Annotated in this window: 29 protein-coding genes, 1 tRNA gene and 1 riboswitch; of the genes, 19 read left to right on the top strand and 11 right to left on the bottom strand. The window is 71.0% G+C overall.

The genetic code is table 11. The features are described from left to right. Positions 1-278: 278 nt before the first annotated feature. Positions 279-1,778 (top strand): RDD family protein, encoded by a 1,500-nt coding sequence (locus ACIQD7_RS16490; protein ID WP_402442227.1) that lies wholly within the window; start codon positions 279-281, stop codon positions 1,776-1,778. A gap of 97 nt (positions 1,779-1,875) precedes the next feature. Continuing rightward, positions 1,876-2,601: an RDD family protein gene (locus tag ACIQD7_RS16485; RefSeq protein WP_401419739.1), complete on the top strand. Its 726-nt coding sequence runs from the start codon at positions 1,876-1,878 to the stop codon at positions 2,599-2,601. Positions 2,602-2,628: 27 nt separating this feature from the next. Here the strand turns inward: ACIQD7_RS16485 and ACIQD7_RS16480 are convergent, their stop codons facing one another. Beyond that, complete coding sequence (locus tag ACIQD7_RS16480) at positions 2,629-2,934, bottom strand: hypothetical protein (RefSeq protein ID WP_402442225.1); 306 nt, start codon at positions 2,932-2,934, stop codon at positions 2,629-2,631. Positions 2,935-3,259: 325 nt separating this feature from the next. On the opposite strand from ACIQD7_RS16480, the gene ACIQD7_RS16475 reads away from it, so the two are divergent. Next, positions 3,260-5,704, top strand: a complete 2,445-nt coding sequence (locus ACIQD7_RS16475) for an immune inhibitor A domain-containing protein (protein ID WP_402442223.1) — start codon at positions 3,260-3,262, stop codon at positions 5,702-5,704. Between the two features lie 120 nt (positions 5,705-5,824). Next, positions 5,825-6,178: a hypothetical protein gene (locus ACIQD7_RS16470; RefSeq protein ID WP_121829854.1), complete on the top strand. Its 354-nt coding sequence runs from the start codon at positions 5,825-5,827 to the stop codon at positions 6,176-6,178. Positions 6,179-6,215: 37 nt separating this feature from the next. On the opposite strand, the gene ACIQD7_RS16465 is transcribed toward ACIQD7_RS16470, so the two are convergent. After that, complete coding sequence (locus ACIQD7_RS16465; protein ID WP_383406783.1) at positions 6,216-6,812, bottom strand: isochorismatase family protein; 597 nt, start codon at positions 6,810-6,812, stop codon at positions 6,216-6,218. 134 nt (positions 6,813-6,946) lie between these two features. Next, a complete protein-coding gene (locus tag ACIQD7_RS16460) occupies positions 6,947-8,275 on the bottom strand; it encodes a nicotinate phosphoribosyltransferase (RefSeq protein ID WP_121829856.1) in 1,329 nt (442 codons plus the stop codon). Positions 8,276-8,387: 112 nt separating this feature from the next. Between ACIQD7_RS16460 and clpS the strand changes: the two genes are divergently transcribed. From clpS to ACIQD7_RS16410, 10 genes are all read left to right on the top strand, one after another. Then, positions 8,388-8,693, top strand: coding sequence for an ATP-dependent Clp protease adapter ClpS (gene clpS, locus ACIQD7_RS16455; protein WP_121829857.1), 306 nt, complete (start codon positions 8,388-8,390; stop codon positions 8,691-8,693). Next, positions 8,693-9,280: a DUF2017 domain-containing protein gene (locus tag ACIQD7_RS16450; protein ID WP_121829858.1), complete on the top strand. Its 588-nt coding sequence runs from the start codon at positions 8,693-8,695 to the stop codon at positions 9,278-9,280. The genes clpS and ACIQD7_RS16450 overlap by 1 nt, the downstream gene beginning before the upstream one ends. 328 nt (positions 9,281-9,608) lie before the next feature. Continuing rightward, the gene (locus tag ACIQD7_RS16445; RefSeq protein WP_402442221.1) at positions 9,609-11,036 is read left to right on the top strand and encodes an amino acid permease; all 1,428 of its coding nucleotides are present in this window, start codon (positions 9,609-9,611) and stop codon (positions 11,034-11,036) included. 89 nt (positions 11,037-11,125) lie between these two features. Then, on the top strand, positions 11,126-11,554 hold the full coding sequence (locus ACIQD7_RS16440; RefSeq protein WP_121829860.1) for a Mov34/MPN/PAD-1 family protein: 429 nt from the start codon (positions 11,126-11,128) through the stop codon (positions 11,552-11,554). A 31-nt stretch (positions 11,555-11,585) separates the two neighbouring features. After that, a riboswitch (cobalamin riboswitch) is annotated at positions 11,586-11,660 on the top strand. Between the two features lie 59 nt (positions 11,661-11,719). Beyond that, positions 11,720-12,697 carry an ABC transporter substrate-binding protein gene (locus ACIQD7_RS16435; RefSeq protein ID WP_402442219.1) on the top strand — a complete coding sequence of 326 codons (978 nt, stop codon included), beginning with the start codon at positions 11,720-11,722 and terminating at the stop codon, positions 12,695-12,697. Further along, positions 12,694-13,788 (top strand): FecCD family ABC transporter permease, encoded by a 1,095-nt coding sequence (locus tag ACIQD7_RS16430; protein ID WP_402442217.1) that lies wholly within the window; start codon positions 12,694-12,696, stop codon positions 13,786-13,788. The genes ACIQD7_RS16435 and ACIQD7_RS16430 overlap by 4 nt, the downstream gene beginning before the upstream one ends. Further along, positions 13,785-14,570, top strand: a complete 786-nt coding sequence (locus tag ACIQD7_RS16425; protein ID WP_402442215.1) for an ABC transporter ATP-binding protein — start codon at positions 13,785-13,787, stop codon at positions 14,568-14,570. The genes ACIQD7_RS16430 and ACIQD7_RS16425 overlap by 4 nt, the downstream gene beginning before the upstream one ends. Before the next feature lie 44 nt (positions 14,571-14,614). Continuing rightward, positions 14,615-14,731, top strand: a complete 117-nt coding sequence (locus tag ACIQD7_RS16420; protein WP_383406804.1) for a putative leader peptide — start codon at positions 14,615-14,617, stop codon at positions 14,729-14,731. Positions 14,732-14,832: 101 nt separating this feature from the next. Further along, complete coding sequence (locus tag ACIQD7_RS16415) at positions 14,833-15,111, top strand: MoaD/ThiS family protein (protein WP_121829863.1); 279 nt, start codon at positions 14,833-14,835, stop codon at positions 15,109-15,111. Between the two features lie 5 nt (positions 15,112-15,116). Beyond that, on the top strand, positions 15,117-16,067 hold the full coding sequence (locus ACIQD7_RS16410; RefSeq protein ID WP_402442213.1) for a PLP-dependent cysteine synthase family protein: 951 nt from the start codon (positions 15,117-15,119) through the stop codon (positions 16,065-16,067). 22 nt (positions 16,068-16,089) lie between these two features. Here ACIQD7_RS16410 and ACIQD7_RS16405 read toward each other — a convergent pair whose 3' ends face one another. After that, entirely contained in the window at positions 16,090-16,602 is a 513-nt protein-coding gene (locus tag ACIQD7_RS16405; protein ID WP_389667132.1) for a type II toxin-antitoxin system PemK/MazF family toxin, read from the bottom strand. A 200-nt stretch (positions 16,603-16,802) separates the two neighbouring features. Here ACIQD7_RS16405 and ACIQD7_RS16400 point away from each other — a divergent pair, with 200 nt between their 5' ends. Then, entirely contained in the window at positions 16,803-17,555 is a 753-nt protein-coding gene (locus tag ACIQD7_RS16400) for an MBL fold metallo-hydrolase (protein WP_402442211.1), read from the top strand. A gap of 105 nt (positions 17,556-17,660) precedes the next feature. Here ACIQD7_RS16400 and ACIQD7_RS16395 read toward each other — a convergent pair whose 3' ends face one another. Next, positions 17,661-18,926: a PTS transporter subunit EIIC gene (locus ACIQD7_RS16395; protein ID WP_402442210.1), complete on the bottom strand. Its 1,266-nt coding sequence runs from the start codon at positions 18,924-18,926 to the stop codon at positions 17,661-17,663. Positions 18,927-19,179: 253 nt separating this feature from the next. Next, the gene (locus ACIQD7_RS16390; protein ID WP_402442209.1) at positions 19,180-20,478 is read right to left on the bottom strand and encodes a PTS transporter subunit EIIC; all 1,299 of its coding nucleotides are present in this window, start codon (positions 20,476-20,478) and stop codon (positions 19,180-19,182) included. 186 nt (positions 20,479-20,664) lie between these two features. Here ACIQD7_RS16390 and ACIQD7_RS16385 point away from each other — a divergent pair, with 186 nt between their 5' ends. From ACIQD7_RS16385 to rdgB, 4 genes are all read left to right on the top strand, one after another. Continuing rightward, positions 20,665-20,946 carry a PTS glucose/sucrose transporter subunit IIB gene (locus ACIQD7_RS16385; RefSeq protein ID WP_276209138.1) on the top strand — a complete coding sequence of 94 codons (282 nt, stop codon included), beginning with the start codon at positions 20,665-20,667 and terminating at the stop codon, positions 20,944-20,946. Positions 20,947-21,046: 100 nt separating this feature from the next. Further along, the gene (gene rph / locus ACIQD7_RS16380) at positions 21,047-21,778 is read left to right on the top strand and encodes a ribonuclease PH (RefSeq protein WP_053645661.1); all 732 of its coding nucleotides are present in this window, start codon (positions 21,047-21,049) and stop codon (positions 21,776-21,778) included. A 94-nt stretch (positions 21,779-21,872) separates the two neighbouring features. Continuing rightward, the gene (locus ACIQD7_RS16375) at positions 21,873-22,253 is read left to right on the top strand and encodes a hypothetical protein (RefSeq protein WP_402442207.1); all 381 of its coding nucleotides are present in this window, start codon (positions 21,873-21,875) and stop codon (positions 22,251-22,253) included. Between the two features lie 47 nt (positions 22,254-22,300). Next, positions 22,301-22,903, top strand: coding sequence for an RdgB/HAM1 family non-canonical purine NTP pyrophosphatase (gene rdgB / locus ACIQD7_RS16370; protein ID WP_402442205.1), 603 nt, complete (start codon positions 22,301-22,303; stop codon positions 22,901-22,903). Between the two features lie 54 nt (positions 22,904-22,957). On the opposite strand, the gene ACIQD7_RS16365 is transcribed toward rdgB, so the two are convergent. The 5 genes from ACIQD7_RS16365 to bcp all read right to left on the bottom strand — a co-directional run bounded on the left by ACIQD7_RS16365 (position 22,958) and on the right by bcp (position 26,568). After that, positions 22,958-23,030: transfer RNA gene (locus ACIQD7_RS16365), tRNA-Leu, on the bottom strand. Positions 23,031-23,042: 12 nt separating this feature from the next. Further along, the gene (locus ACIQD7_RS16360; RefSeq protein ID WP_402442203.1) at positions 23,043-23,696 is read right to left on the bottom strand and encodes an HNH endonuclease; all 654 of its coding nucleotides are present in this window, start codon (positions 23,694-23,696) and stop codon (positions 23,043-23,045) included. After that, positions 23,693-24,334, bottom strand: a complete 642-nt coding sequence (locus tag ACIQD7_RS16355) for an HNH endonuclease signature motif containing protein (RefSeq protein WP_402442201.1) — start codon at positions 24,332-24,334, stop codon at positions 23,693-23,695. The genes ACIQD7_RS16360 and ACIQD7_RS16355 overlap by 4 nt, the downstream gene beginning before the upstream one ends. Positions 24,335-24,488: 154 nt before the next feature. Beyond that, on the bottom strand, positions 24,489-25,985 hold the full coding sequence (gene proP / locus ACIQD7_RS16350) for a glycine betaine/L-proline transporter ProP (protein WP_402442199.1): 1,497 nt from the start codon (positions 25,983-25,985) through the stop codon (positions 24,489-24,491). 109 nt (positions 25,986-26,094) lie between these two features. Then, the gene (bcp, locus tag ACIQD7_RS16345) at positions 26,095-26,568 is read right to left on the bottom strand and encodes a thioredoxin-dependent thiol peroxidase (protein ID WP_121829874.1); all 474 of its coding nucleotides are present in this window, start codon (positions 26,566-26,568) and stop codon (positions 26,095-26,097) included. Positions 26,569-26,623: the final 55 nt, after the last annotated feature.

Here is a 26,623-nt window from a genome sequence, read left to right as displayed (position 1 = left end):
GCTCATTACGCGACTTCGGGAAGTTTTTTCGGGAAGTTTTTTCCGGCACGTGTGCCCGGGCGCGTCCCGGACATGCTCCTCTGGACGAGGGAACCCGAGGCATCGGCCCGAACATCACGAGGAGTGACCGATTCCGGCGAGTGTCGCCCGAAGGCGGCCTTTCTCCCGGGCTCTTTCATCCCTCGGCGACGTTCTTCGTTACTGTCATCCCTGGGCGCGGCACGCCCGGCGCGCTGCCGTGCGGATCAAGGGCGTTGTGACTGAACGGAGTCGGGGCAGTGGCTACTCCTCCTGGAGGCGGCGGAGAGGTACCGCAGGCGGGGTACTACCCGGACCCGTCCATTCCCGGGTACATCCGGTACTGGAACGGGGGCGCGTGGGTCCCCGGCACGAGCCGGCCCGCCCCCTCGGACGGCGACGCCCCGCCCCCGCCCGCCGCGGCGGCCCCGGCCGGCCCGCTCCTGGCCCCCGGCCCCGCTCCCGCCCCCACCTCTGTTCCCGCGCCCGCCGCCGAGACCGAGCGGCCCGCCGCCTCCGTACCGGCCCAGGCGCAGGCCCCGGACCACGTGCGGGCGCGGCCCCCGGCCCAGGACCAGCCCCAGGACCAGCCCCGGGCCCAGGCGCCCGCGCACGTGCCCGCCCGGACCCAGGCGCCCGCCCCGGCCCCCGCGCCCGTGGCCGCGCAGGCCCGGACCGAGTCCCCGGCGCCCGCACCCGTCCGGACGCCCGCCCCCGCCCCCGTACCCACCGTGGAGGAGACCGGGCCCGTCTTCCTCGACGAGGAACCGGCCCCGGCCGAGCCCGCCTCGGCCTGGCAGGCCGACACCTCCCGGCAGACCGGCTTCGGCGGCGACCGCGACCGGAAGGTCTCCTGGGGCGCGCCCCGGTCCCCCGACCCGCGCACCCCGACGGAGTGGCCGGTCGCGGGCGAGCAGGCCGAGCCCCAGGCCCCGGCCCAGGCGCAGCCCCAGGCTCAGGCACAGCCCCAGGCCCCCGCCCCGGTGCGGCCGGTTGACCCCCGTCCGGCCGGGGGAGCGGCACGCCTCGGCGGTATGCCCGTCACGCCGATCCCCACCCCGGCGCCCCGGCCCGCACCGCAGCCGGCCCCGGAGCCCGCCCCCGCTCCCGTCACCCCGGCCTGGGCCCAGCCGCAGGCACAACCCCAGCCGCAGGCACAGGCCCAGCCCCAGCCGCAGGCCCAGCCCCAGGCCCCGTCGCAGGAGCAGCCGCCGCCGGTCGTCCCCTGGAAGCCGCCCGTCGAGGACCCCTTCCTCCAGGCGGCCCGCGCGCAGGCCTCCGCGCGCCCCGCCGGGCTCGGCAGGCGCCTGCTCGCCCGTCTGATCGACTCCGCCGTCACGGGCGCCCTCGCCGGCGCGGCCGCCTTCCCCTTCCTGACCGCCGCGCTCGACCACATCGAGGGCAAGATCGAGGCGGCCCGGCAGTCCGGCACCACCGTCCAGGTCTGGCTGGTGGACTCGACGACCTCCGTCCAGTTCGGCATCGCGCTCGCCGCCCTCGTCGTCATCGGGATCCTGTACGAGGTGCTGCCGACCGCCAAGTGGGGCCGCACCCTCGGCAAGAAGCTCTGCGGGATCCAGGTGCGGGACATCGAGGCGCACGAGCCGCCGACGTTCGGCGGATCCCTGAAGCGCTGGCTCGTGTACGGCGTCCTGGGCGTCCTGGCCGTCGGCGTCCTCAACGTCCTGTGGTGCGTCTTCGACCGGCCCTGGCGCCAGTGCTGGCACGACAAGGCCGCCCGCACCTTCGTGGCGCGCTGACCCGACGGGGGCCGGGCCGGAGCCGGTGCCGGGGCCGGGTCCCCCGAACGGGCGGTGATTCCTTGCGGGGGCGTCCCGCCCGGGATGCACTGCCCCCATGAGCACCGACCAGCCGCCGCCCGGTCCGCCCCCCGACGAGGACCCGTTCCGCAAGAGGCCGCAGGAGCCCACGCCGCCGTACGGGGGCGACCAGCCGCCCCCCGGCGGTCCGCCCCCCGCCGGCCCGCCTCCGGGCGGCCCGCCGCCCGGGAACCCGTACGGCTCCCCGTACGACAACAACATGCCCCCGCCACCGCCCCCGTACGGAGGCGGCTACGGGGGTGGTTACGGCGGGACCGATCCGCTCGCCGGGATGCCGCCGCTCGCCGACTCCGGCCGGCGCATCCTCGCCCGGCTCATCGACTGGGTCATCGTCGCGGTGCCGCTCGCGATCATCGGCATCCCGTTCAAGGTCTACGACCGGGTGTCGTCCGACGACGACTTCGGCGACGCGGTCAGCAGCTTCAACGGCGGGGGCCAGCTGGTCTTCCAGCTCATCACGATCGTCGCGTACGTCGCCTACGACACGATCCTGACGGCCAGGAACGGCCAGACCCTCGGCAAGAAGCTGATGAAGCTGCGGGTCGCGATGCTCAACGACGGCTCGACGCCCCCGATGAGCCAGTCGCTGCTGCGCGCCGTCGTGCTGTGGCTGCCCGCGCTGATCTGCTGCGCCTGCCTGTGGCCGCTGCTCCTGCTGATCCTGATCCTGGTCGACAAGCCCTACAAGCAGGGCCTGCACGACAAGGCGGCGAAGACGGTGGTGGTCTCCGTCCCGCGGTAAGGCCCCGAAGCACGGACGTCATCGGCGTCACGAAGAGATCCGGGCCCCGGTCCTCCCGCCCACGCGCGCGGCCGGCACCCGGATCTCTTCGTTCCCGGAAGTCCCGGAAGTCCCGGAGGCTCCGGAAGCGGGCGCGATCGGCGCGGAGGTCTTGACGGACCCCGCCCGCCCCGGCATCCTCACCGCCACGAGGACGCCGAGCAGCAGTCCGGCGGCACAGGCCGCGGCGATGCCGGCGGTCGACGTCGTGCCGGTGAGCAGCAGCAGGGCGACGGTCGCGAGGACGACGGTGGCCGAACCACGGATGAGCTGTGCGGCGTTCGGACGCTGCATGACGAGTACCCGCCCCTCAAGACAACGGTTCGACTCTACGACGGTGGATGCCCGGGTGGAGCGAGGGGTAAGCCCGACCGCGGCCGGTGCCGGTGCACGGGGGGCGCACAGGGTCACGTGATCGTCAAAAATCCTTCACGACGCGCCCATGAGGCGTCCGATTACCGGAAATCGGCTCCTGCATAGTGCAGTTGGTATGTCCAAGTCAAGGTCTGTCTTTTCTGGTCTCACTCCGGTCGAATGTCGTCACTTGTGACGCGCGACCCGCCGGGCGGACACCCCACCTCCGGTCCGCGAGTGCGGTCGCCGGGGAGGACTACATCAAGTGACCAACAGACGACGGGCGATCAGAACGTCCGCAGTCGTCGTGGCGCTGGCGGCCACCGCCGCCACCGCCTCGACGTTCACCACCGCGTGGGCCCACAACGACGGCAACGTCACGCCGGCCGACGTCCGCCACGACCCGGCGCCCGGCGCGCCCGGCGCGGGCATCGACAAGACGGCGGTCGACCACGACCTCGAAGGCCCCTACAGCGAGCAGCAGGCGCAGCAGCGCAAGGCCGCCCTGGAGCAGGTGCTGAGCGGCAAGAAGAAGGTCGAGCGCCGCGGTGGTTCCCAGGTCGTCAAGCTCGACAGCAAGAAGTACGTCGAGCTGGGCCGTGAGAAGACCGACAAGATCTTCACGATCCTCGTCGAGTTCGGCGACAAGGTGGACAACACCACCCTCGTCGACCGCGCCGACGACGACACGACCGAGCCGAAGCCGAAGTACGGCGGCACGCCCGGCCCGCTGCACAACCAGATAGCCAAGCCGAACCGCAAGAACGACAACTCCACGGCCTGGCAGAAGGACTACAACCAGCAGCACTTCCAGGACCTGTACTTCGGCACCGGCAAGGACGCCAAGGGACAGCCCAAGGAGTCGCTCAAGACCTACTACGAGAAGACCTCGTCCGGCCGTTACTCGGTCGAGGGCGGCGTCTCCGACTGGGTCAAGGTCGAGTACAACGAGGCCCGTTACGGCTCGAACTACTGCGGCAACAGCAACTGCTCCAACGTCTGGGACGCCGTCCGCGACGGCGTCACCGCGTGGACCGCCGACCAGAAGGCCAAGGGCCGCACCGACGCCCAGATCAAGGCCGACCTGGCGCAGTACGACCAGTGGGACCGGTACGACTTCGACGGCGACGGCAACTTCAACGAGGCCGACGGGTACATCGACCACTTCCAGATCGTCCACGCGGGCGAGGACGAGTCGGCGGGCGGCGGCGCCCAGGGCGGCGACGCCCTGTGGGCCCACCGCTGGTACGCCTACGGCACCAACGCGGGCAAGACCGGCCCGGCGAACAACAAGGCCGGCGGCACGCAGATCGGCGACTCCGGCATCTGGGTCGGCGACTACACGATGCAGCCGGAGAACGGCGGCCTCGGCGTCTTCGCGCACGAGTACGGCCACGACCTCGGTCTGCCGGACCTGTACGACACCTCCGGCCTCCCCGGCGCCGAGAACTCGACCGGCTTCTGGTCGCTCATGTCCTCCGGCTCCTGGCTCGGCCGCGGCAAGGACGCCATCGGCGACCTGCCCGGCGACATGAACGCCTGGGACAAGCTGCAGCTCGGCTGGCTGAACTACACCAAGGTCGCCAACGAGGCCCGCAAGTGGAACTCCACCCACAAGCTGGGCGTCGCCGAGTACAACACCAAGAACCCGCAGGCGCTCGTCGTCGAGCTGCCGAAGAAGCAGGTCACCACCGAGATCGTCGCGCCCGCAGAGGGTGCCACGCAGTGGTGGAGCGGCATGGGTGACGACCTCAAGAACACCCTGACCCGCTCCGTCGACCTCACCGGCAAGACGTCCGCCTCCCTGGAGCTCCAGGGCTGGTACGACATCGAGCTCGACTACGACTACCTGTACGCCGAGGTCTCGACCGACGGTTCCAACTGGACCGCCCTGGACGGCACCGCCGACGGCAAGCAGATCCCGCGCGACGCCAGCGGCGCCCCGGCGCTGACCGACGTCTCCGGCGCCCACAAGAAGCTGGTCTACGACCTGTCCGCCTACGCGGGCAAGAAGTTCGACCTCCGCTTCCGCTACCAGACGGACGGCGGCGCGGGCGGCAAGGGCTTCACCGCCGACGCCATCACCGTGACCGCCGACGGCGCCGCCGTGTTCTCCGACAACGTCGAGAACGGTGACAACGGCTGGGCCGCCAAGGGCTTCTCCCGCGTCGGCAAGGGCTTCACCAAGGCCTACGAGCAGTACTACATCGCCGAGAACCGCCAGTACGTCTCGTACGACACGACCCTCAAGGTCGGCCCGTACAACTTCGGGTTCACCGGCGAGAAGTCGACCTGGGTCGAGCACTACCCGTACCAGAACGGTCTGCTCATCTGGAAGTGGGACCTCTCCCAGAAGGACAACAACACCGCGGTCCACCCGGGCCAGGGTCTGATCCTTCCGGTCGACGCCCACCCGTCCCCGCTGAAGTGGAAGGACGGCACCCTGATGCGCAACCGCGTCCAGGCGTACGACTCCACCTTCGGCACCTACAGGACCGACGCCCTCCAGCTCCACAAGGCGGACGTCGCGACCTTCGTGCCGTCGCTCAAGGGCAACCCGGTCTTCGACGACCGCAAGGGCACCTACTGGTTCCAGGAGACCGCTCGCGCCGGTGTCCAGGTAACTGACACCAACACCAAGATCGAGGTCGTCAAGGAGCCGAAGAACGGCGAGACGATCACGGTCCGCGTGGGCCCGTCCACGAAGTAATCGGTAAAACCGCAGGTCAAAGCATGATCGGCCGTCGCCCCCTAGCGGGCGGCGGCCGATCGTGTTTAGGTGCGTCTGACGCTTTTCTTATTGACACCGACCACGGGGGAGTGGTTCCACATGCCCAACGGAGGGTTCTGCAAGCTGCCGGGAGGCAGCGTGGTCGTGGCCATAGGGCTGCCCAGCCCGGCCGGCGACGGCGCCACGGTCCGCTTCCTGGTCCACGCGGCGAACCGGGCCCGCGCCCTGACCCGGCTGCGGAACCTGGGACTGCGCGCGGTCTACCTCCGGGGCAACACCGAGCCGCCCACGCCGGACGAGGTCACCGCCGTCCTGCACCACCCGGACGGCCTGCTGTGGAGATCCACCCCGGGCGCCGCCCAGGAGCTCTGGCACCCCGCCCGCTCCCTGCCCAGGGAGCCGGCCGTGCGGGAGGCGCCGGCGGCGGTCGTGCCCCGGGGCCGCGCCGCGTAGGAGGCCCCTCCACCGAGGACCCCTTCCGGGCGGCGCCTCAGACCACCGGCTTCCCGGTCAGCTCCACGCCCGCCGCCCGCAGCTCCTCCAGGGCCCGCTCCGTCGTCGCCTCCGCCACGCCCGCCGTCAGGTCGAGCAGCACATGGGTCCGGAAGCCCTCCCGGGCCGCGTCCAGGGCCGTCGCCCGGACGCAGTGGTCGGTGGCGATGCCGACCACGTCGACCTCGGCGACGTCCCGCTCGCGCAGCCACTCCGCGAGCGTCAGGCCGTTCTCGTCGCGCCCCTCGAAGCCGCTGTACGCGGCGTCGTAGGCGCCCTTGTCGAAGACGGCGTCGATCGCCCCGCTGGCGACGGCGGGCGCGAAGTTGGGGTGGAAGCCGACGCCCTCCGTGCCCGCCACGCAGTGCACGGGCCAGGAGGTGACGTAGTCCGGGTCCTCGCCGGGCGCGGCGAAGTGCGCGCCCGGGTCCACGTGGTGGTCGCGGGTGGCGACGACGTGCCGGTAGGAGGTGCCCGCCGTCTGGCCGACCAGGTCGGTGATGGCGGCGGCGACGTCCGCCCCGCCCCTCACCGCGAGGCTGCCGCCCTCGCAGAAGTCGTTCTGAACGTCCACAACGATCAATGCGCGGTGCATGGCGGGTGTCCTTAGGGCGTCGGAGGGGGTGGGATCGAGCCTAGAGACTTCCCCTCCCCTTCGGGAGGGGGCACCCCGGGCCACTACGGCGGCTACGCCGTTCTGCGGAGGCGTACGGGCCGGACGCGCGGACGTCAGGCGTACTCGGTCGGCAGCACCGGCTCGCCGCGCGACAGCTGGACCGCCGACATCGGCAGCCCGGCGCGGGCCGCGATGTGCCGGGCCCTGGCGGCCTCCAGCGGCTCGCGGCCCACCACCTGTCCGCCCTTGACCAGCTCGACCAGGAGCTGCCGGTCGGCGAGGTCCGCCGGGACGGGTCCGGTGCCCACGACCTCCGCCTCGGCGACGCCGTCCGCACCGGTCCTGCGGGCCGCCCACTTGCGCCCGCCGACCGAGGCCTTGCCGCCCAGGGACTTCTTGGCCACCGGCACCAGCGGCGCCTTCGGGTCGGCCGAGGCGGCCCGGGCGACCAGCTTGTAGACCATGGAGCAGGTCGGGTGGCCGCTGCCGGTGACCAGCTGCGTGCCCACCCCGTACGCGTCGACCGGGGCCGCCGCGAGCGAGGCGATGGCGTACTCGTCCAGGTCCGAGGTGACCACGATCCGGGTGTCCCGGGCGCCCAGCTCGTCCAGCTGCGCCCGCACCCGGTGGGCGACGAGCAGCAGGTCCCCGGAGTCGATCCGGACGGCCCCGAGCTCCGGGCCGGCCACCTCGACGGCGGTCCGGACGGCCTCGGCCACGTCGTAGGTGTCGACCAGCAGGGTCGTGCCGCGCCCCAGGGTCTCCACCTGGGCCCGGAAGGCGTCCCGCTCGCTGTCGTGGAGCAGGGTGAAGGCGTGGGCGGAGGTGCCGACGGTCGGGATGCCGTAGCGGAAGCCGGCCGCCAGGTCCGAGGTGGAGTCGAAGCCGCCGACGTAGGCGGCGCGGGAGGCGGCGACGGCCGCCAGCTCGTGGGTGCGCCGGGCGCCCATCTCGATCAGGCCCCGTCCGCCGGCCACGGCCGACATGCGGGAGGCGGCGGCCGCGATGGCCGAGTCGTGGTTGAGGATCGAGAGGATCACGGTCTCCAGGAGCACGCACTCCGCGAAGGAGCCCTCGACCCGCAGGACGGGGGAGCCGGGGAAGTACACCTCGCCCTCGGGGTAGCCCCAGACGTCCCCGGTGAAGCGGTAGCGGGACAGCCACTCCAGGGTCGGCTCGTCGACGATGGAGCGCTCGCGCAGGAACTCCAGGACGGCCGGGTCGAAACGGAAGTTCTCGACGGCGTCCAGGACGCGTCCGACGCCCGCGAGGACCCCGTAGCGCCGCCCCTCGGGCAGCCTCCGGGTGAAGACCTCGAAGACGGAGCGCCGGTCGGCGGTGCCGGCCGCGAGGGCCGCCCGGAGCATGGTCAGCTCGTACTGATCGGTGAAGAGCGCGGTCGACGGCACGTCCACCGGCAGCCCAAGGTCCGCAGCGTTCATGGCAGTGATGCTAGCGCAGAAATCGTCAGAGTGACGATTTCTGGTTCCGCGCCCCCGCCGGAGCCCCGGCCCGTTTGTGCGATGGACCCCCCGGGGTGGCAGCATGGGGTGAGTGAGCGTCGCGCCTATCGAGATCGAACGTACGGACCCGGCCGAGGAGACATCGGCGGTCGTCGAACCGGACGTGCCCTGGGTGACCCTCGTGCACAACGACCCGGTCAACCTGATGAGCTACGTGACCTACGTCTTCCAGTCGTACTTCGGATACTCCAAGGACAAGGCGCACAAGCTGATGCTCGACGTGCACCACAAGGGCCGCGCGGTGGTCTCCAGCGGCACCCGCGAGGAGATGGAGCGGGACGTGCAGGCGATGCACGGCTACGGCCTCTGGGCGACCCTCACCCAGGACCGCGGCTGATGGCCGGCCGCTTCGAGGCCCTGGCCGGCGGCGGCGCGGCCGTCGCCCTCGACGACGTCGAGATCTCCATCCTCCGCTCCCTCGCCGTGCAGCTCATGGAGCTGATCGGGCCGGGCGACGAGCCCGCCGCCGACGCCGACCCGCTGGCCGCGCTCTTCGCCGAGGGCCCCAGCGAGCCCCCGTCCGACCCCGCCCTGCGGCGCCTCTTCCCCGACGCGTACGGGGACGACACCGAGGAGCTGCGGGCGGCCGCCTCCGACTTCCGCCGCTACACCGAGAACGACCTGCGGGCCCGCAAGCGCGAGGACGCCCTCGTGGTGGTGCGCGCCCTGGACTCCCTCTCCGCCGAGGCGGCGGGGGAGGGCGGCGCGGTCCTCAAGCTCTCCCCGGACGAGTCCCGGGCCTGGCTCGGCACGCTCAACGACCTCCGGCTGACCATCGGGACCCGTCTGGAGGTCGCGGACGACGAGGAGAGCGAGCGGCTCTACCGGCTGCCGGACTCCGACCCGCGCAAGCCGATGGTGATGGCGTACCTCTGGCTGGGGGCGCTCCAGGAATCCCTCGTGGAGACCCTGCTGTCCTCCTGACCCCTCCGTGAGGGGTCGCGACACCGGCTGTTCGCTCAGCGGACGCTCAAATCCGGATAACGAATGCGTTATCGGAGCGTCCGCTTGGCCCTCTTGAATCCCGTGTGTCCGTATTTTTATGTGACCCGCGCCACGCGCAACTCCCTCGATCACCGCCCACCCCGTGATAAATCTTCACGACCGCTCGGGGACGCCACCCCTGTCCCCGAGGGCGCTTGGACCGGCTGACCGCCGGTGGCACTCCATCCACATCCGGGGGGATCAGGATCTGGTCCGCGGCAGACGCACACGCAGTCGCGCGGATCAGCATGGAGAAAGGCGCACCACCATGACCTCTGTGCAGGTCGACAAGCAGCACGACGGCACCGACGGGGCCGTGGGCGGCGGCGAGGGCTACCAGCGTGGCCTCGGCGCCCGGCAGATCCAGATGATCGCGATCGGCGGTGCCATCGGCACCGGACTCTTCCTCGGCGCGGGCAAGGCCATCCACAAGGCCGGACCCAGCCTCATCCTGGCCTACGCGATCGCGGGCCTGGTCATCTTCTTCATCATGCGGGCCCTGGGCGAGCTGCTCATGTACCGCCCCGTGTCCGGCTCCTTCGCGGAGTACGCGCGCGAGTTCATCGGCCCGTTCTGGGGCTTCGTGACCGGCTGGACGTACTGGCTCTTCTGGGTCGTCACCGGCATCACCGAGGTCACCGCCGCGGCCACCTACATGACGTACTGGTGGGACATCCCGCAGTGGGTCTCCGCCCTCGTCTTCACCGTGATCCTCTACGGCGCCAACCTGATCTCCGTGAAGCTCTTCGGCGAGCTGGAGTTCTGGTTCTCCATGGTCAAGGTCACCGCCATCATCGGCATGATCCTGATCTGCGCCGGCATCCTCACCGTCGGCTTCTCCGACGCCGGCGACACCGCGACCGTCGCCCACCTGTGGAACCAGGGCGGCTTCTTCCCGAACGGCGTCGGCAGCACCCTGATGACGCTCCAGATCGTCATGTTCGCCTTCCTCGCCGTCGAGCTGGTCGGCGTCACCGCCGGCGAGTCCAAGGACCCGAAGACCGTCCTGCCCAAGGCCATCAACACCGTGCCGTGGCGCATCGCCGTCTTCTACGTCGGCGCGCTGATCATGATCCTGTCGGTCGTGCCGTGGACCGAGTTCCAGCCGGGCGTCTCCCCGTTCGTCGCGGCCTTCGAGAAGATGGGCCTCGGCGTCGGCGCCGCCATCGTCAACTTCGTGGTCCTCACCGCGGCCCTGTCCTCCTGCAACTCGGGCATGTACTCCACCGGCCGGATGCTGCGCGACCTCGCGCTCAACGGCCAGGGCCCGAAGGTCTTCACCAAGCTCACCAAGAGCGGCACCCCGCTGCTCGGCCTGACCTTCTCGGCCTCGCTGATGCTCGTCGGCGTCTGGATCAACTACGTCGCCCCCGGCAAGGCCTTCGAGTACGTCGTCTCCTTCGCCACCATCTCCGGCATGTGGGCCTGGATCATGATCCTGGTCTGCCAGATCCGCTACCGCGCCAAGGCGAACCGCGGCGAGCTCCCCGAGTCCACGTTCAAGGCCCCGGGAGCCCCCTTCACCAGCTGGTTCGCGCTCCTCTTCATCGGCATGGTCATCGTGATGATGGGCATCGACGAGGGCGCCCGCGTCTCCCTCTACTGCGCGCCGGTCTGGGGCCTGATCCTGGGCGTCTCCTACCTGGTCCTGAAGTCCCGCAACCCCGAGGGCGCGGCCTTCGCCAAGCGCCCCTGATCCCGGGCGGAAACCGCACCCGTCCCAGCATCCGGGCCCTCCCGTACCACCCCTCGGTACGGGAGGGCCCGTCTGTCTATCCTGTCGCCATGCTGACCATCACCCGGGCCCTGTACGACCAGATCGTGGAACACGCCCGCGCCGACCACCCGGACGAGGCCTGCGGCGTGGTCGCGGGCCCGGCCGGCAGCGGCCGCCCCGAGCGGTTCGTCCCCATGCTCAACGCGGCCCGCTCGCCCACCTTCTACGAGTTCGACTCCGCGGACCTGCTCAAGCTCTACCGCGAGATGGACGACCGGGACGAGGAGCCCGTGATCGTCTACCACTCGCACACCGCGACCGAGGCCTACCCGTCCCGCACGGACATCACGTACGCCAACGAGCCGCACGCCCACTACGTCCTCGTCTCCACCGCCGACACCGACGGCACGGGCCCCTTCCAGTTCCGCTCCTACTCCATCGTCGACGGCGTCGTCACCGAGGAGGAGGTCGAGGTCGTCGCGGCGTACGACGCCTGAGACACTGACCCGGAACCCGGGCGGCAGGACCCAGGAAGCCGGTGCGAATCCGGCACGGTCCCGCCACTGTGACCGGCGTCCCCAGGACGCCGGGAGCCAGGAACTGGCCTGCCGCCTCCCACCACCGATCGGGGACGTGGAAATCCCCGGAGGAGGCACACCGCCATGTCCCGGCCCCGCCGCGTCCTGCTGCCCGCAGCCGCCCTCGTCCCCCTGCTCGCCGCCTGCTCGGCCCCCGCGGAGCAGACGCCCGCGGCGAAGGCGGCACCGGGATTCCCGTACACCGTCACCAACTGCGGCGTGAAGAGCACCTTCCAGGCCCCGCCGAAGCGCGCGGTCACCATGAACCAGCACGTCACCGAGATCATGATCGCCCTCGGCCTGGAGAAGTCCCTCGTCGGCACCGCCTACCTCGACGACGAGGTCCTGCCCGCCTACGAGAAGGCGTACGACTCCGTCCCGGTCCTCGCCAAGGAGTACCCCTCCAAGGAGGCCCTGCTCGCGGCCAACCCCGACTTCGTCTACGGCGGTTACGCCTCCGCCTTCGACGCCAAGGACGGCCGCAGCCGCGACGACCTGAAGAAGGCGGGCATATCCACCCGCCTCAACACCGAGTACTGCCCCTCCGGCAAGACCTCCGTCGACGACCTCTACCGGGAGGTGACCGAGGTCGGCCGCACCTTCGGCGTCCCCGACCGCGCCGAGAAGTGGATCGCCGGGGCCCGCGCCACCGTCGCCGCCAACGAGAAGCGCCTCAAGGACCTCCCGCCCGTCTCCGTCTTCGTCTACGACAGCGGCGACAAGACCGCCTTCACCGCCGGCGGCAAGGGCATCGGCAACGAACTGATCACCCGCGCCGGCGGCCGCAACGTCTTCGCCGACCTCGACAAGGCCTTCGGCGACGCCACCTGGGAGCAGGTCGTCGCCCGCAAGCCCGAGGTCGTCGTCATCTACGACTACGGCTCCACCACCGTCGAGCAGAAGAAGAAGCGGCTCCTGGAGGACCCCGCCCTCAAGGACGTCCCCGCGATCAAGAACCGCCGGTTCGCCGTGATGCCCCTCTCCGACGCGGTCCTCGGCGTCCGCGTCCCCGCCGCCGTCGAGAAGCTGGCCGCCCAGCTCCACCCGGCCGCCGCCCGATGAGCACCGGGACCCGCGCCCCCGGCACCACGGAGAAGCAGACCGTTCCGGCGCGGGTCCCGCGCCCCCGGCCCCCGGCCGGGCGGCTGCGCACCCCGGCCGTCGTCGCCGGGCTCCTGCTCGCCCTGGCCGCCGCCTGCCTGGCCTCCCTCGCCCTCGGCTCCGTCCGCATCCCGCCCGGCCAGGTGCTCGACGCCCTGACCGGGCGGGCCGGGCCCTCCCCGTACCGGACGATCGTCCTCGACGTGCGGCTGCCCCGGCTCCTGCTCGGCGTCGTCGTCGGCGCCGGGCTCGCCGTCGTCGGCACCGTCCTCCAGGCCCTCGTCCGCAACCGGCTCGCCGACCCCTTCCTCCTCGGGATCTCCTCCGGGGCCTCCGCCGGAGCCGTCCTCGTCCTCGTCGTCGGCATCGGGGGAGGGGTCACCACCACCCTCGCCCTGCCCGCCGGGGCCTTCGCCGGAGCCCTGGTCTCCCTCGTCCTCGTCTACGGACTCGCCCGGCGCGGCGGCACCATGACCGGCCCCCGGCTCGTCCTCGCCGGCGTCGCCGTCTCGTACATCCTCTCCGCCCTCACCACCCTGATCCTGGCCGCGGGCGGCCGCCCCGAGCACTTCCGCGAGGCGCTGTACTGGTCCCTCGGCGGCCTCGGCAGCGCCCGCTGGGACACCCTCGTCCTGCCCGCCGCCGTCCTGGTCCTCGGCCTCGGCGTGCTGCTCGCCCTGGCCCGCCCGCTCGACCTGCTCCTCGTCGGCGAGGAGGACGCCACCGTCCTCGGCCTCGACACCGCCCGCTTCCGCGCCGCCGTCTTCGTCCTCGTCTCCCTCGTCACCGCCGTCATGGTCTCCGCGAGCGGGGCCGTCGGCTTCATCGGCCTCATGGCCCCGCACGCCGCCCGGTTCGCCGTCGGCGCCCCGCACCGCCGCCTGCTGCCCGTCGCCGCGCTCGGCGGCGCGGTCGCCCTGGTCCTCGCCGACCTCGGCGCCCGGACCCTCATCGCGCCCCAGGACCTCCCCGTCGGCGTCCTCACCGCCCTCGTCGGCGGCCCGTTCTTCCTCTGGCTGATGCGCCGACGCCCCGAAGGAGCGCTCCTGTGACCGAACTGCGCCTGGAGGGCCTCGCGTACGAGGACCGCCTCCGCTCCGTCGACCTCACCGTCCGCCCCGGCGAGACCGTCGGCCTCATCGGCCCCAACGGCAGCGGCAAGACCACCCTCCTGCGCTGCGTCTACGGCACCCTCGCCCCCACCGCCGGACGCGCCCTCCTCGACGGCGACGACCTGCGCGCCCTCGGCCCCAAGGCCCGCGCCCGCCGCGTCGCCACCGTCCCCCAGGACACCGGCACCGACTTCGAGCTCACCGTCCGCGAGCTGGTCGCCCTCGGCCGCTCCCCGCACAAGCGCTTCTGGGAGGGCGACACCGCCCCCGACCGCGCGCACGCCGACGCGGCCCTCGCCCGCGTCGGCCTCGCGGGCTTCGCCGACCGCGCCTACCCCACGCTCTCCGGCGGCGAGCGCCAGCGCGCCCTGGTCGCCCGCGCCCTCGTCCAGGAACCGGCCCTGCTCGTCCTCGACGAGCCCACCAACCACCTGGACATCCGCCACCAGCTGGACGTCCTCGCCCTCGTCCGCACCCTGGGCACCACCAACCTGCTCGCCCTGCACGACCTCAACCTGGCGGGGGCGTACTGCGACCGGATCTACGTCCTGGAGCGGGGCCGGGTCGTCACCGGCGGCACCCCCGCCGAGGTCCTCACCCCCGCCCTCCTCGACGCCGTCTACGGCGTGGACGCGGAGGTCGTCCCGCACCCCAGGACCGGCACGCCGACCGTCGTCTACCTGCACGGTCCGGCAGTCGGTCAGGAAGCATCCAGCATGTGAGATCACATTCCGGAACCCGGACCGGGAATCGATACGATGAGCCCATGGTTTCCCACGACGTGAGCGAAGAGACGCCGAGCACCGTCATGCTCGTTGCCCGCCTGCACGTCGACCTGGGCCGCCTCGCCAGCGCGATCTGTACGATCCGGACCGCGCTCTGAGCGACCGGCGACGACCGGCCGAGCGCCCCCACCGTACGATCCCCTCCGCGCGGGGCCCCAGCAGCGCGCCCATCACGCCACTTCCGACAGGAGCCCACGCCATGGCCATCGAGGTCCGCATCCCGACCATCCTCCGCACCTACACCGACGGCGCCAAGGCCGTCGAGGCCAGCGGTGGGACCCTCGCCGAGCTCTTCGCCGACCTGGAGACCCGCCACGCCGGGATCGAGGCCCGCATCGTCGACGGCGACAAGCTCCGCCGCTTCGTCAACGTCTACCTGAACGACGAGGACGTGCGCTTCCTCGACGGCATCGACACCAAGCTCTCCGACGGCGACAGCGTCACGATCCTGCCGGCCGTCGCCGGCGGCATGGTCTGATCCACATGCGTTACGACTCCCCGCTCGCGGCGGTCGGCAACACGCCGCTGGTCCGTCTCCCCCGGCTCTCGCCCTCGGACGACGTCCGGATCTGGGCGAAGCTGGAGGACCGCAACCCCACCGGCTCGGTCAAGGACCGCCCCGCGCTCCACATGATCGAGCAGGCGGAGAAGGACGGCCGGCTCACCCCCGGCTGCACCATCCTGGAGCCGACCAGCGGCAACACCGGCATCTCCCTCGCCATGGCCGCCAGGCTCAAGGGCTACCGCATCGTCTGCGTCATGCCCGAAAACACCAGCGAGGAGCGGCGCCAGCTGCTGGCCATGTGGGGCGCGGAGATCGTCTCGTCCCCCGCGGCGGGCGGGTCCAACACGGCGGTGCGCGTCGCCAAGGAGCTCTCCGCCGAGAACCCGTCCTGGGTGATGCTGTACCAGTACGGGAACCCCGACAACGCCGGTGCGCACTACGCTGGCACGGGCCCCGAGATCCTCGCCGACCTGCCCTCGATCACCCACTTCGTGGCCGGGCTCGGCACCACCGGCACCCTGATGGGCGTCGGCCGCTACCTGCGCGAGCACAAGCCCGACGTGAGGATCGTGGCCGCCGAGCCGCGCTACGACGACCTCGTCTACGGCCTGCGCAACCTCGACGAGGGCTTCGTACCGGAGCTGTACGACGCCTCCGTCCTCACCACCCGCTTCTCCGTCGGCTCCGCCGACGCCGTCACCCGCACCCGCGAACTCCTGCGGCAGGAGGGCATCTTCGCGGGCGTCTCCACCGGCGCGGCCCTGCACGCGGCCATCGGCGTCGGCAACAAGGCCGTCAAGGCGGGGGAGAGCGCCGACATCGTCTTCGTCGTCGCCGACGGCGGCTGGAAGTACCTCTCCACCGGCCTCTACACGGCCGCGACGACCGAAGAGGCCATCGAGACGGTCCAGGGCCAGCTCTGGGCCTGAGCCTCCCCTCCGGGAAGGCGCCCTAGCGCGCGAGATGACGGACCCGGTCCCACAGGGCCGGGTCCACCTCTCCCACCCTCCGCCGGAAGTCCGCCACCGGCACGGTCCGCAGCTCGTCCGTCTCCAGGAAGCTCGGCCGCCCCCGCGCGTCGCCCACCGTCCCCGGCGGCAGCGCGATCACCCCCGGCCGCTCCTCGTGGTGCTTGCTGGTGATCTTGGCGACGAGCGCGCCGCCTCCCCGTACCGCGAGCACCAGACAGGGCCGGTCCTTCGACCCGGGCCCGTCCTCGAAGGGCACGTCCGCCCACCAGATCTCACCGGCCTTCGGCCCCCGGCCCTCGCGGGACTCCGCGGGCCTGTCCGACGGACGCGCGGACGGCCGGGCCGGCGGCCGGGTCCGTCCCGGCGGACGGGTCCGCTCCGGAGGGCGCCGGGAGGAGGGCCGACGCGTCGACCGCCTCCGCCCGTCGACGACCGCCACCACCAGCGCGAGCACCACGACCGCGACGAGCGCGGGCCACCACGACGTGTCCATACCGCACGACGGTACCGGCGCGCGGTTCCCTGCGCCGTGGCGGGTCGGCATCCATCCGAACCGGTGACAGAGCCCGTGAGTTCGCCCACAACCGGCCACCGCGAAGGAGCGACGGGCCCCGGTGCGCCTTACGCTCGACAGACCGCACAGCCTCCCCTCCCCTGCGCATTCCCGCACCCGTCCACGGAGGTTCACGCTCCATGAAGCTCACCGTCGTCGGCTGCTCGGGGTCGTTCCCGTCCGCGGACTCGGCCTGTTCGAGCTACCTCGTCGAGGCCGACGGCTTCCGGCTGCTCCTCGACATGGGCAACGGCGCCCTGGGCGAGTTGCAGCGCCACATCGGTCTGTACGACCTCGACGCGATCTTCCTCAGCCATCTGCACGCCGACCACTGCATCGACATGTGCGGGTACTTCGTCGCCCGCTACTACCGGCACGAGGGCGGGCGCTGCGACGCGATCCCCGTCTTCGCCCCCGAGGGCGCCGAGCAGCGGCTGACCACGGCGTACGCGGACACGCCGTCGCCCACCGCGATGGGCGAGGTCTTCGACTTCCACACGCTGAAGTCGGGCAGCTTCGAGCTGGGCCCGTTCTCCGTCCGCACGGAGAAGGTGTGCCACCCGGTCGAGGCGTACGGCATCCGGGTCGAGCACGGCGGCCGCTCCCTCACGTACTCCGGGGACACCGGCACCTGCGAGGCGCTGCACGAGCTGGCCGAGGGCACCGACCTCTTCCTCTGTGAGGCCTCCTTCACCCACGGCAAGGAGGACATCCCGGACCTCCACCTCAACGGCCGCGAGGCCGGCGCCCAGGCGGCCCGCGCCGGGGTGGGCCGCCTCGTCCTGACCCACATCCCGCCGTGGACGGACGGCGAGCGGAACCTGGCGGACGCGCGCGAGGTGTACGCGGGGCCGTCGGAGCTGGCGAGATCGGGCGCGGTGTACGAGGTCTGAGCGCGCGTACGGACACGCGGACGGACGCTTACGGACGCGTACGGACAAGGGGAAGGCCCCGGAACCTGGACGGTTCCGGGGCCTTCCCTTCGTAGGGGGCGGGGCTCACGCCTTGGTGAGGTCCTCGACCTCCTCCTCGGGCTCGCGGCCCGGGGTGGGGAGGTTGAACTTGGTGATCGCGAAGCGGAAGACCGCGTAGTAGACCGCCGCGAAGACGAGACCGATCGGGATGATCAGCCACGGCTTGGTCGCGAGGTTCCAGTTCAGGCCGTAGTCGATGAGACCGGCGGAGAAGGTGAAGCCCGCGTGGACGCCGAGCGCCCAGGTCACGGCCATGGATATGGCGGTGAGGACCGCGTGGATCGCGTACAGGAGCGGCGCGATGAACATGAAGGTGAACTCGATCGGCTCCGTGATGCCGGTGACGAAGGAGGTCAGCGCGAGCGAGAGCATCATGCCCATGACGGCCTTGCGGCGCTCCGGGCGGGCGGAGTGCGCGATGGCGAGGGCGGCGGCCGGGAGGCCGAACATCATGATCGGGAAGAAGCCCGACATGAAGATTCCGGCGCTCGGGTCACCGGCGAAGAAGCGGTTCAGGTCACCGTGGACGACGTCGCCGGCCGCGTTGGTGAAGTCACCGATCTGGAACCAGGAGACGGTGTTCACGAACTGGTGCATACCGACCGGGATCAGTGCGCGGTTGATGAGGCCGAAGAGGCCGGCGCCGACCGAGCCGAGGCCGGTCATCCACTCGCCGAAGCTGGAGATGCCGTTGCCGATGGGCTCCCAGACCAGACCGAAGACCACGCCGACGAGGGTGCCGACGAAGGCCATGATGATCGGGACGAGGCGGCGGCCGTTGAAGAAGCCGAGCCAGTCGACCAGCTTGGTGCGGTGGAACTTCTGCCACAGGATCGCGGAGATCAGACCCATGAGGATGCCGCCGAGGACACCCGGGTTGTTGTAGGTCGCGGCGACGTCGACACCCTTGTTGGCGGTGGTGTTGACGACGGCCTCGGTGACCGGGAACGCCTTGAGGACGTTGCTGTAGACCAGGAAGCCGACGAGGGCGGCGAGGGCGGTCGAGCCGTCGGCCTTCTTGGCGAAGCCGATGGCGACGCCGATGCAGAACAGCAGGGGCAGGTTCGAGAAGACAGCGTCACCGGCCGTGGCGAACACGGAGGCGACCTTGTCCCAGCCCAGTCCGTCCTTGCCGAAGACGTCGGGCTGGCCGAGACGGAGCAGGATACCCGCGGCCGGCAGGACGGCGATCGGCAGCTGCAGGCTGCGACCGACCTTCTGCAGGCCCTGGAACAGGCCGGATCCGCGCTTCTTGGCGGGAGCGGCGGCCGGGGCGGTGGCCGTACTCATCAACTTCCTCCAGTAAGGCAAGGCGCCGCCAGAGAAGTCAAAGGGGGTGACGGCGGCGTCTCGTGGAACGCGGTGGTCTGGACCGCGTGGTCTACACCAATGAGTGGTGTAGACCAGTTTTAGCACGCGCGACTTAGATAAGGAACCTGTGAATTCTCACCCGATCGGACACGCTCCGTAGCGGGCACGGAAAGGCCCCCGGACCGTGGGGTCCGGGGGCCTGGGGGCGTCCCGCCGAGGGGGCGCGACAAGCTCACTTCACGTTGTCGCGCTCCATCTCCTCCTCCACCTCCTCGGGCTCGCGGCCCGGGGTGGGGAGGTTGAACCTGGTGATCGCGAACCGGAAGATCACGTAGTACACGACCGCGAAGGCCAGGCCGATCGGGATGATCAGCCACGGTTTCGTCGCGAGGTTCCAGTTGATCACGTAGTCGATCAGACCGGCCGAGAAGCTGAAGCCGTCCTTCACGCCCAGCGCCCAGGTCACGGCCATCGAGACGCCGGTGAGCACCGCGTGGATTGCGTACAGCACCGGGGCGATGAAGAGGAACGAGTACTCCAGCGGCTCGGTGATGCCGGTGACGAACGAGGTCAGGGCCACCGACAGCATCAGGCCGCCGACCTCCTTGCGCCGGTGCGGCTTGGCGCAGTGGGTGATCGCGAGCGCCGCCGCCGGCAGCGCGAACATCATGATCGGGAAGAAGCCCGTCAGGAACTGGCCGGCGTTCGGGTCGCCCGCCAGGAACATCGGGATGTCACCGTGGACCACCGTGCCGTCCGGCTTCGTGTACGTGCCGAACTGGAACCAGATCGGCACGTTGAGGAACTGGTGGAGGCCGATGACGAGCAGCGCCCGGTTCGCCACGCCGAAGATGCCCGAGCCCCAGGCCCCGAGTCCGACCAGCCAGTCGCTGAAGCTCTCCAGGGCGTCGCCGATCGGCGGCCAGATCCACAGGCAGAGCGCGGCGAACGCGATCGCCACGAACGTCATGATGATCGGGACGAGACGGCGACCGTTGAAGAAGCCCAGCCAGTCGACCAGCTTCTTCCGGTGGTAGCGCTGCCACAGGTACGCGGTGAACAGGCCCATCAGGATGCCGCCGAAGACGCCGGGGTTCTGGTACGTGTACCCGGCGAAGGCGTCGTCCGCGCCCAGGCAGCCGCCCCCGATGTCCCGGGTGCCCTCGGCGCAGTCCTTCGGGAACTGGCGGAGCACCGTGTAGTAGACGAGGAAGCCGACCACGGCCGCGAGCGCCGTCGAGCCGTCCGCCTTCTTCGCCATGCCGATGGCGACGCCGATGCAGAACAGCAGCGGCAGGCCGAGGCTGCCGTCGAGCAGCGCACCGCCCGCGCCCGCCATCACCTTGGCGACGTTGTCCCAGCCGAGGCCGTCGGCGCCGAAGACGTCCGGCTGCCCGAGCCGGTTGATGATGCCGGCGGCCGGCAGGACGGCGATGGGGAGCTGGAGGCTGCGGCCCATCTTCTGGAGGCCCTGGAAGAGACCGCTGCCCCAGGACTTCTTCGGCGCGGCCGCGGCGCTGTCGGTACTCATCGGCGTCCTCCCTGCCCGGAACAAGCCGGGTGCGCGTCTCGTTGCACACTGGTGTAGACCAGTTGCGGTAGGCTCCGGGAGCCCGCTGAGGACAGGCCGCCGGTGATCGTCATCATTCGGCAGAACGGCGGCACTCGCTCGCGAAGTTGGGCCAACCGTGGGTTACCGTGGCAAAGCGGACCGCAGGTGCGCCGGGATTCGCGTCCTCGCGAACGGAACGACAGGGAGAAACGCATGGCCACCAAGGCTGAGAAGATCGTCGCCGGGCTCGGCGGCATCAAGAACATCGAAGAGGTCGAAGGCTGCATCACCCGCCTGCGCACCGAGGTCGTGGACCCCGGCCTCGTCGACGAGGCCGCCCTGAAGGCCGCCGGCGCCCACGGCGTCGTGAAGATGGGCACCGCCATCCAGGTCGTCATCGGCACCGACGCGGACCCGATCGCCGCGGAGATCGAAGACCTCATGTGAGGACCCGCGTGAGGACCTGACGCGAGCGACCGACTCGCGTCGGCGGGGCCCGTTCCGGCAGGGGAACGGGCCCTTCGCCGTATCCGGATACGCTCCTCCCATGTCTCGCATCGACGGCCGTACCCCCGAACAGCTCCGCCCCGTCACCATCGAACGCGGATGGAGCAAGCACGCCGAGGGCTCCGTCCTCATCTCCTTCGGCGACACCAAGGTCTTCTGCACCGCCTCCGTCACCGAGGGCGTCCCGCGCTGGCGCAAGGGCAGCGGCGAGGGCTGGGTCACCGGGGAGTACTCCATGCTGCCCCGCTCCACCAACACCCGCGGCGACCGCGAGTCCGTCCGCGGCAAGATCGGCGGCCGCACCCACGAGATCTCCCGCCTGATCGGCCGCTCCCTGCGCGCCGTCATCGACTACAAGGCGCTCGGCGAGAACACGATCGTCCTCGACTGCGACGTCCTCCAGGCCGACGGCGGCACCCGCACCGCCGCCATCACCGGCGCGTACGTCGCCCTCGCCGACGCCGTCGCCTGGGCGCAGTCCAAGAAGCTGGTGAAGGCCGGCCGCAAGCCCCTCACCGGCACCGTCGCCGCCGTCTCCGTCGGCATCGTCGACGGCGTCCCGCTCCTCGACCTCTGCTACGAGGAGGACGTCCGCGCCGACACCGACATGAACGTCGTCTGCACCGGCGACGGCCGCTTCGTCGAGGTCCAGGGCACCGCCGAGGCCGAGCCCTTCGACCGCAAGGAGCTCAACGCCCTCCTCGACCTCGCCTCCGGCGGCTGCGCCGACCTGGCCGAACTCCAGCGCAAGGCCCTCGAAGGAACCCTCTGAGGAACCCTCCGGGGTGCCACGGCGTCCTGACGGACAACGGGCGCGCGGAGACGATCCGCGCGCCCACCCGTCCCATCCAGGGGGAGGACCCACCTTGAAGCGCCGTCTCGCACTCGCCGTGGCCACGGCCGCCACGCTCACCACCGTCCTGAGCGGCTGCGCGGCCCTCGACACCGCCATGGACTGCGTCAAGACCGCCGACGCGATAGCCACCTCGGTGAGCAACCTCCAGCAGGCCGTCTCCAACGCCTCGAACGACCCGACCCAGATCGAGGAGGCCCTGACCTCGATCTCCACCGAACTGGGCAACCTCGAGAACACCACCGACAACGCGGACCTCTCCCAGGCCGTCGACGACCTCACCAAGGGCGTCGACTCCGTCCGCACGGCGGTGAAGAACGGCGACACCACCCCGGACATCACCCCCATCACCAACGCGGCGGGCGAGGTCACGAAGGTCTGCACCCCGGGCTGACCGACCGGCCGGCCGACCGGGCCGGCGGCCCCGGGATAATCGACGCCATGACCCGTCTGATCCTCGCCACCCGCAACGCGGGCAAGATCACCGAACTCCACGCGATCCTCGCCGACGCGGGCCTCGACCTCGAACTCGTCGGTGCGGACGCGTACCCGGAGGTGCCCGACGTCAAGGAGACCGGCGTCACCTTCGCGGAGAACGCGCTCCTCAAGGCCCACGCCCTCGCGCGGGCCACCGGCCTCCCCGCCGTCGCCGACGACTCGGGCCTCTGCGTCGACGTCCTCAACGGCGCCCCCGGCATCTTCTCCGCCCGCTGGTCCGGCACCCACGGAAACGACCGCGCCAACCTGGACCTGCTCCTGGCCCAGCTCTCCGACATCGCCGACGAACACCGCGGCGCCCACTTCGCCTGCGCCGCCGCCCTCGCCCTCCCGGACGGCACGGAACGCGTCGTCGAAGGCACCATGCCGGGCACCCTCCGCCACACCCCCACCGGCACCAACGGCTTCGGCTACGACCCGATCCTCCAGCCCGAGGGCCACACCGTCACCTGCGCGGAACTGACCCCGTCCGAGAAGAACGCGATCAGCCACCGCGGCAAGGCGTTCCGGGCGCTGGTCCCGGTGGTGCGGGAGCTGCTGGGCTGATCACGGTATGCGAATGGCCCAGCGACACGAGATGCGCTGGGCCATTCGTACAGGTACGCCCGGTCGGATTCGAACCGACAGACACGACCACCTAAAGATCGCCGCTCAGCCCTTGGCGTACGGGCGCGTACACGATCCCCTACTTTACCCGTCGTCCTCCGCGACACCAGGTGTTCGTGACCGCATGACAGTTGGGGCACAGCAGCCGCAGGTTCTCGTGCCGGTCGTCACTCCAGTCTCCGTTCACGTGATCGACTTCCAGGGTCATCGGTCTTCCGAGCCACTCGGGCCCGACACCGCATTCAGCGCATTCCTCGGGCACGCCCACCTCGCGAAGCGCCCGCCGGAGCAGATGGGTCCTGGTGCGGCGCCTACCGCCGTGCCGGACCAGAATCTCTGCGGCGGGCTTGACTGCTCCGGTCCTGCCCCGCTGGTGCGCCTGCCCGAGGAAGTGGGTGGTGCTCAGGCCCGCCTCCGACGTCCACTGCCGGAACAGCGCACGCATCTGTCCGCTGTCCGGCCGGCCCAGGAGGCGCAGGGCACCGGCAATGGAGAGGGAGCTCTCGACCGCATTCCGCAGATCCTCCACCGTCGGGCGGGGTGGGGGACCGCCGCGTCGACGCCGGGGAAAGTGCGAGATGTCGATGCCGTAGTCGGCAAAGCGCTTCAGGAGGTAGCGACGGAGTTTGTCGTACGGCTCCACGCCGAAGAAGTCCATGACCTCCTCGACGCTCGCGCACCGCGAGGCCGCCTCGGCCAGCCGCTCGCGCGTGTACCGGATGCCCGCCCTCACCGGTTACGCCCCTTGCCTCGTCCCCGGTAGTTGTCCGTCGCCGAGTGGCAGTTGGGGCAGAGGAACCGCAGGTTCTCGATGCGGTTGTTGCGCCAGTCGCCGTCGATGTGGTCGATCTCCAATGCAAGCGGGTGGCCGCGCCACATCCCCTCATTACCGCACCTCGCGCACTGCCTCTGTACTCCGGACTCCACCATCGCCCAGGCGAGACGTTCGCTCGGAACGCGCCGGGCTTGCGGGCCGGCCTGCTCGACGAGCAGGGCTTCGGGTGTCCGCGGGCGCCAGGGCTTGCCCTGCCGGGACGGCGCGCGGAAGTGCGAGACATCGATCCCGTACGCCCTCACCCGCCGGCTGATGTGCGTGTGCTGCCCGCCCACGACCTCCACCCCCAGCCGCCGCAGCACCTCGCACATGTTCGTGGACGCCGCCACCGCCTCCGTCAGGACCTCCCGGGTCCACCGGACGCCCTCCCGCTCGAAGTGGGACGTGTCCACGCCCAGCTTCCGCATACGGTCGGCCACGTACCGCCGCGTCGAACTCCTCGGGTCCACCCCGAGTCGCTCCAGCGCCTCCGTCAGTGTCCGTGCTCCCCGCGCGGCCGACTCCAGCCGTTCCCTCGCGTACGCGCTCGTCCTCATCCGTCCCCACTCCTTGTACGGCTCTCGTACGGAGTAACGAGCCGAATATCGGACGGTCACGTCATATCGCGTATGAATATCGCGACCCGCGGGAAAGGCGAACGGCCCGCGCCGGAGGTGATCGGTGCGGGCCGTCCATGCGGAAAGTGAGGCGTCAGAACTTCGGCTCCGGCGCCCGGGCCATCACCATCTCCGCCGCCTCCTCGTGGGTCTCCACCGACGGGGGAGAGCCCTCTAGGGGCTGGCGGGCGGTTTCCTTCATGCAGGCGACGGCGATGACGCCGACGAGGGCCGCGCCCATGGCGTAGTACGCCGGCATGAGGTTGTTCCCGGTCGCGCCGATCAGGGCGGTGATCACGAGGGGGGTGGTGCCGCCGAAGAGGGAGGTGGAGAGGTTGTAGCCGACGGAGAGGGCGCCGTAGCGGACGTCCGTCGGGAAGAGGGCCGGGAGCGCCGCCGACATGGTGGCGAGCAGGCAGACCAGGGACAGGCCGAGCATCACCATGCCCGCCGCGATCGCGGGGATCCCGCCCTGGCCGATCAGCAGGAACGCCGGGAGGGAGAGGAAGAGGAAGCCCGACATGCCCGTCATCAGGACCGGCTTGCGGCCGAAGCGGTCGTTCAGCCGGCCCACCCGGGTGATGACCAGCATCATGAGGACCATCAGCAGGAGCAGGATCAGCAGGCCGTGCGTCTCGCTGTAGCCGAGTTCGTCCGAGAGGTACGTCGGCATGTAGGAGAGGACCATGTAGACGGCGATGTTGTACGCGCCCACGAGCGCCACGCACAGCAGCAGCATCGGCCACTGCCGCCGGAAGATCTTCGCCAGGTCGCCCTTGGTCGTGGTCTCCACCGCGTCCGCCGCCTCCGACGGGTGCGCCGCGTCGGACTCCAGGCGCTGGAAGGCCGGAGTCTCGTCGAGCCGCATCCGCAGGTAGAGGCCGACCAGGCCCAGCGGCCCCGCCACCAGGAACGGCACGCGCCAGCCCCAGGCCTCCATCGTGTCGGAGCCGAGCCACGCGGTGAGCGCCGTCACCAGGCCGGCCGCGCCGACGTACCCCGCCAGGGTGCCGAACTCCAGGAAGCTGCCGAAGTAGCCCCGGCGCCGGTCGGGCGCGTACTCGGCGATGAAGGTCGAGGCCCCGCCGTACTCACCGCCCGTCGAGAAGCCCTGGAGCATCCGGAAGGTGATCAGGAGGACCGGCGCCCAGAAGCCGATGGAGGCGTACGACGGGATCAGGCCGATCGCGAAGGTGCCGACCGCCATCAGGATCATCGTCAGCGCGAGGACCTTCTTGCGGCCGATCCGGTCGCCCATCGGGCCGAAGAACATGCCGCCGAGCGGGCGGACCAGGAAGGCGACCGCGAACGTCGCGAACGACGACAGGAGCTGGACCGTGTCGTTCCCGGACGGGAAGAAGACGTGCCCGAGGGTGACGGCGAGATAGGCGTAGATGCCGAAGTCGAACCACTCCATGGCGTTGCCGAGCGAGGCCGCCTTCACGGCCCGCCTGACCGCCGCCTCGTCCGTCACCGTGATGTCGGTCCGCCGCAGCCTGGGCTGCTTGCGCCGGTTGACGGCCCGGAAGAGCCGGGGGTGGCGTCTCAGGGCCCCGGGGTCGGCCGCGGGGTCGTGATCGGTGGCCGGCATGACCGTTCGTCCTCTCTCCGGAAACACACAAGAGGCTCTTCTGCGCGGTCGTGCCGTTCGCAAACGGGGATCGTCCGGAGTGCGATCCCCGTCACATGCGGGAGGTGCGTCAGGCCTCGACGCCCAGGTCCCGGATGATCTTGGCGACGTGGCCGGTGGCCTTCACGTTGTAGAGGGCGCGCTCGACCTTGCCCTCCTCGTCGACGACCACGGTGGAGCGGATGACGCCCGTCACCGTCTTGCCGTACAGCTTCTTCTCGCCGAAGGCGCCGTACGCCTCCAGGACCTTCTTCTCCGGGTCGCCGACCAGGGTGACCTTCAGGTCCTCCTTCTCGCGGAACTTCGCCAGCTTCTCCGGCTTGTCCGGCGACACGCCGATGACGTCGTACCCGGCGCCCGCGAGCAGCTCCAGGTTGTCGGTGAAGTCGCAGGCCTGCTTGGTGCAGCCGGGGGTGAGGGCGGCGGGGTAGAAGTAGACGATGACCTTGCGTCCCCGGTGGTCCGCGAGGGAGACCTCGTTGCCGTCCGCGTCGGGAAGGGTGAAGGCGGGGGCGGTGTCGCCGGGCTGCAGTCGCTCGCTCATGGCTCTCCTCGGGAAACGTTCGCGTACGCGTGCAGAGCCTAATGGGGGTCTGGGG

Origin of the sequence: Streptomyces sp. NPDC093071 (genome assembly GCF_044754545.1) — a bacterium.
Lineage (GTDB): Bacteria > Actinomycetota > Actinomycetes > Streptomycetales > Streptomycetaceae > Streptomyces.
The sequence above is the reverse complement of the archived record's forward strand: the minus strand, read 5'-3'. Positions and strand labels throughout refer to the sequence as shown.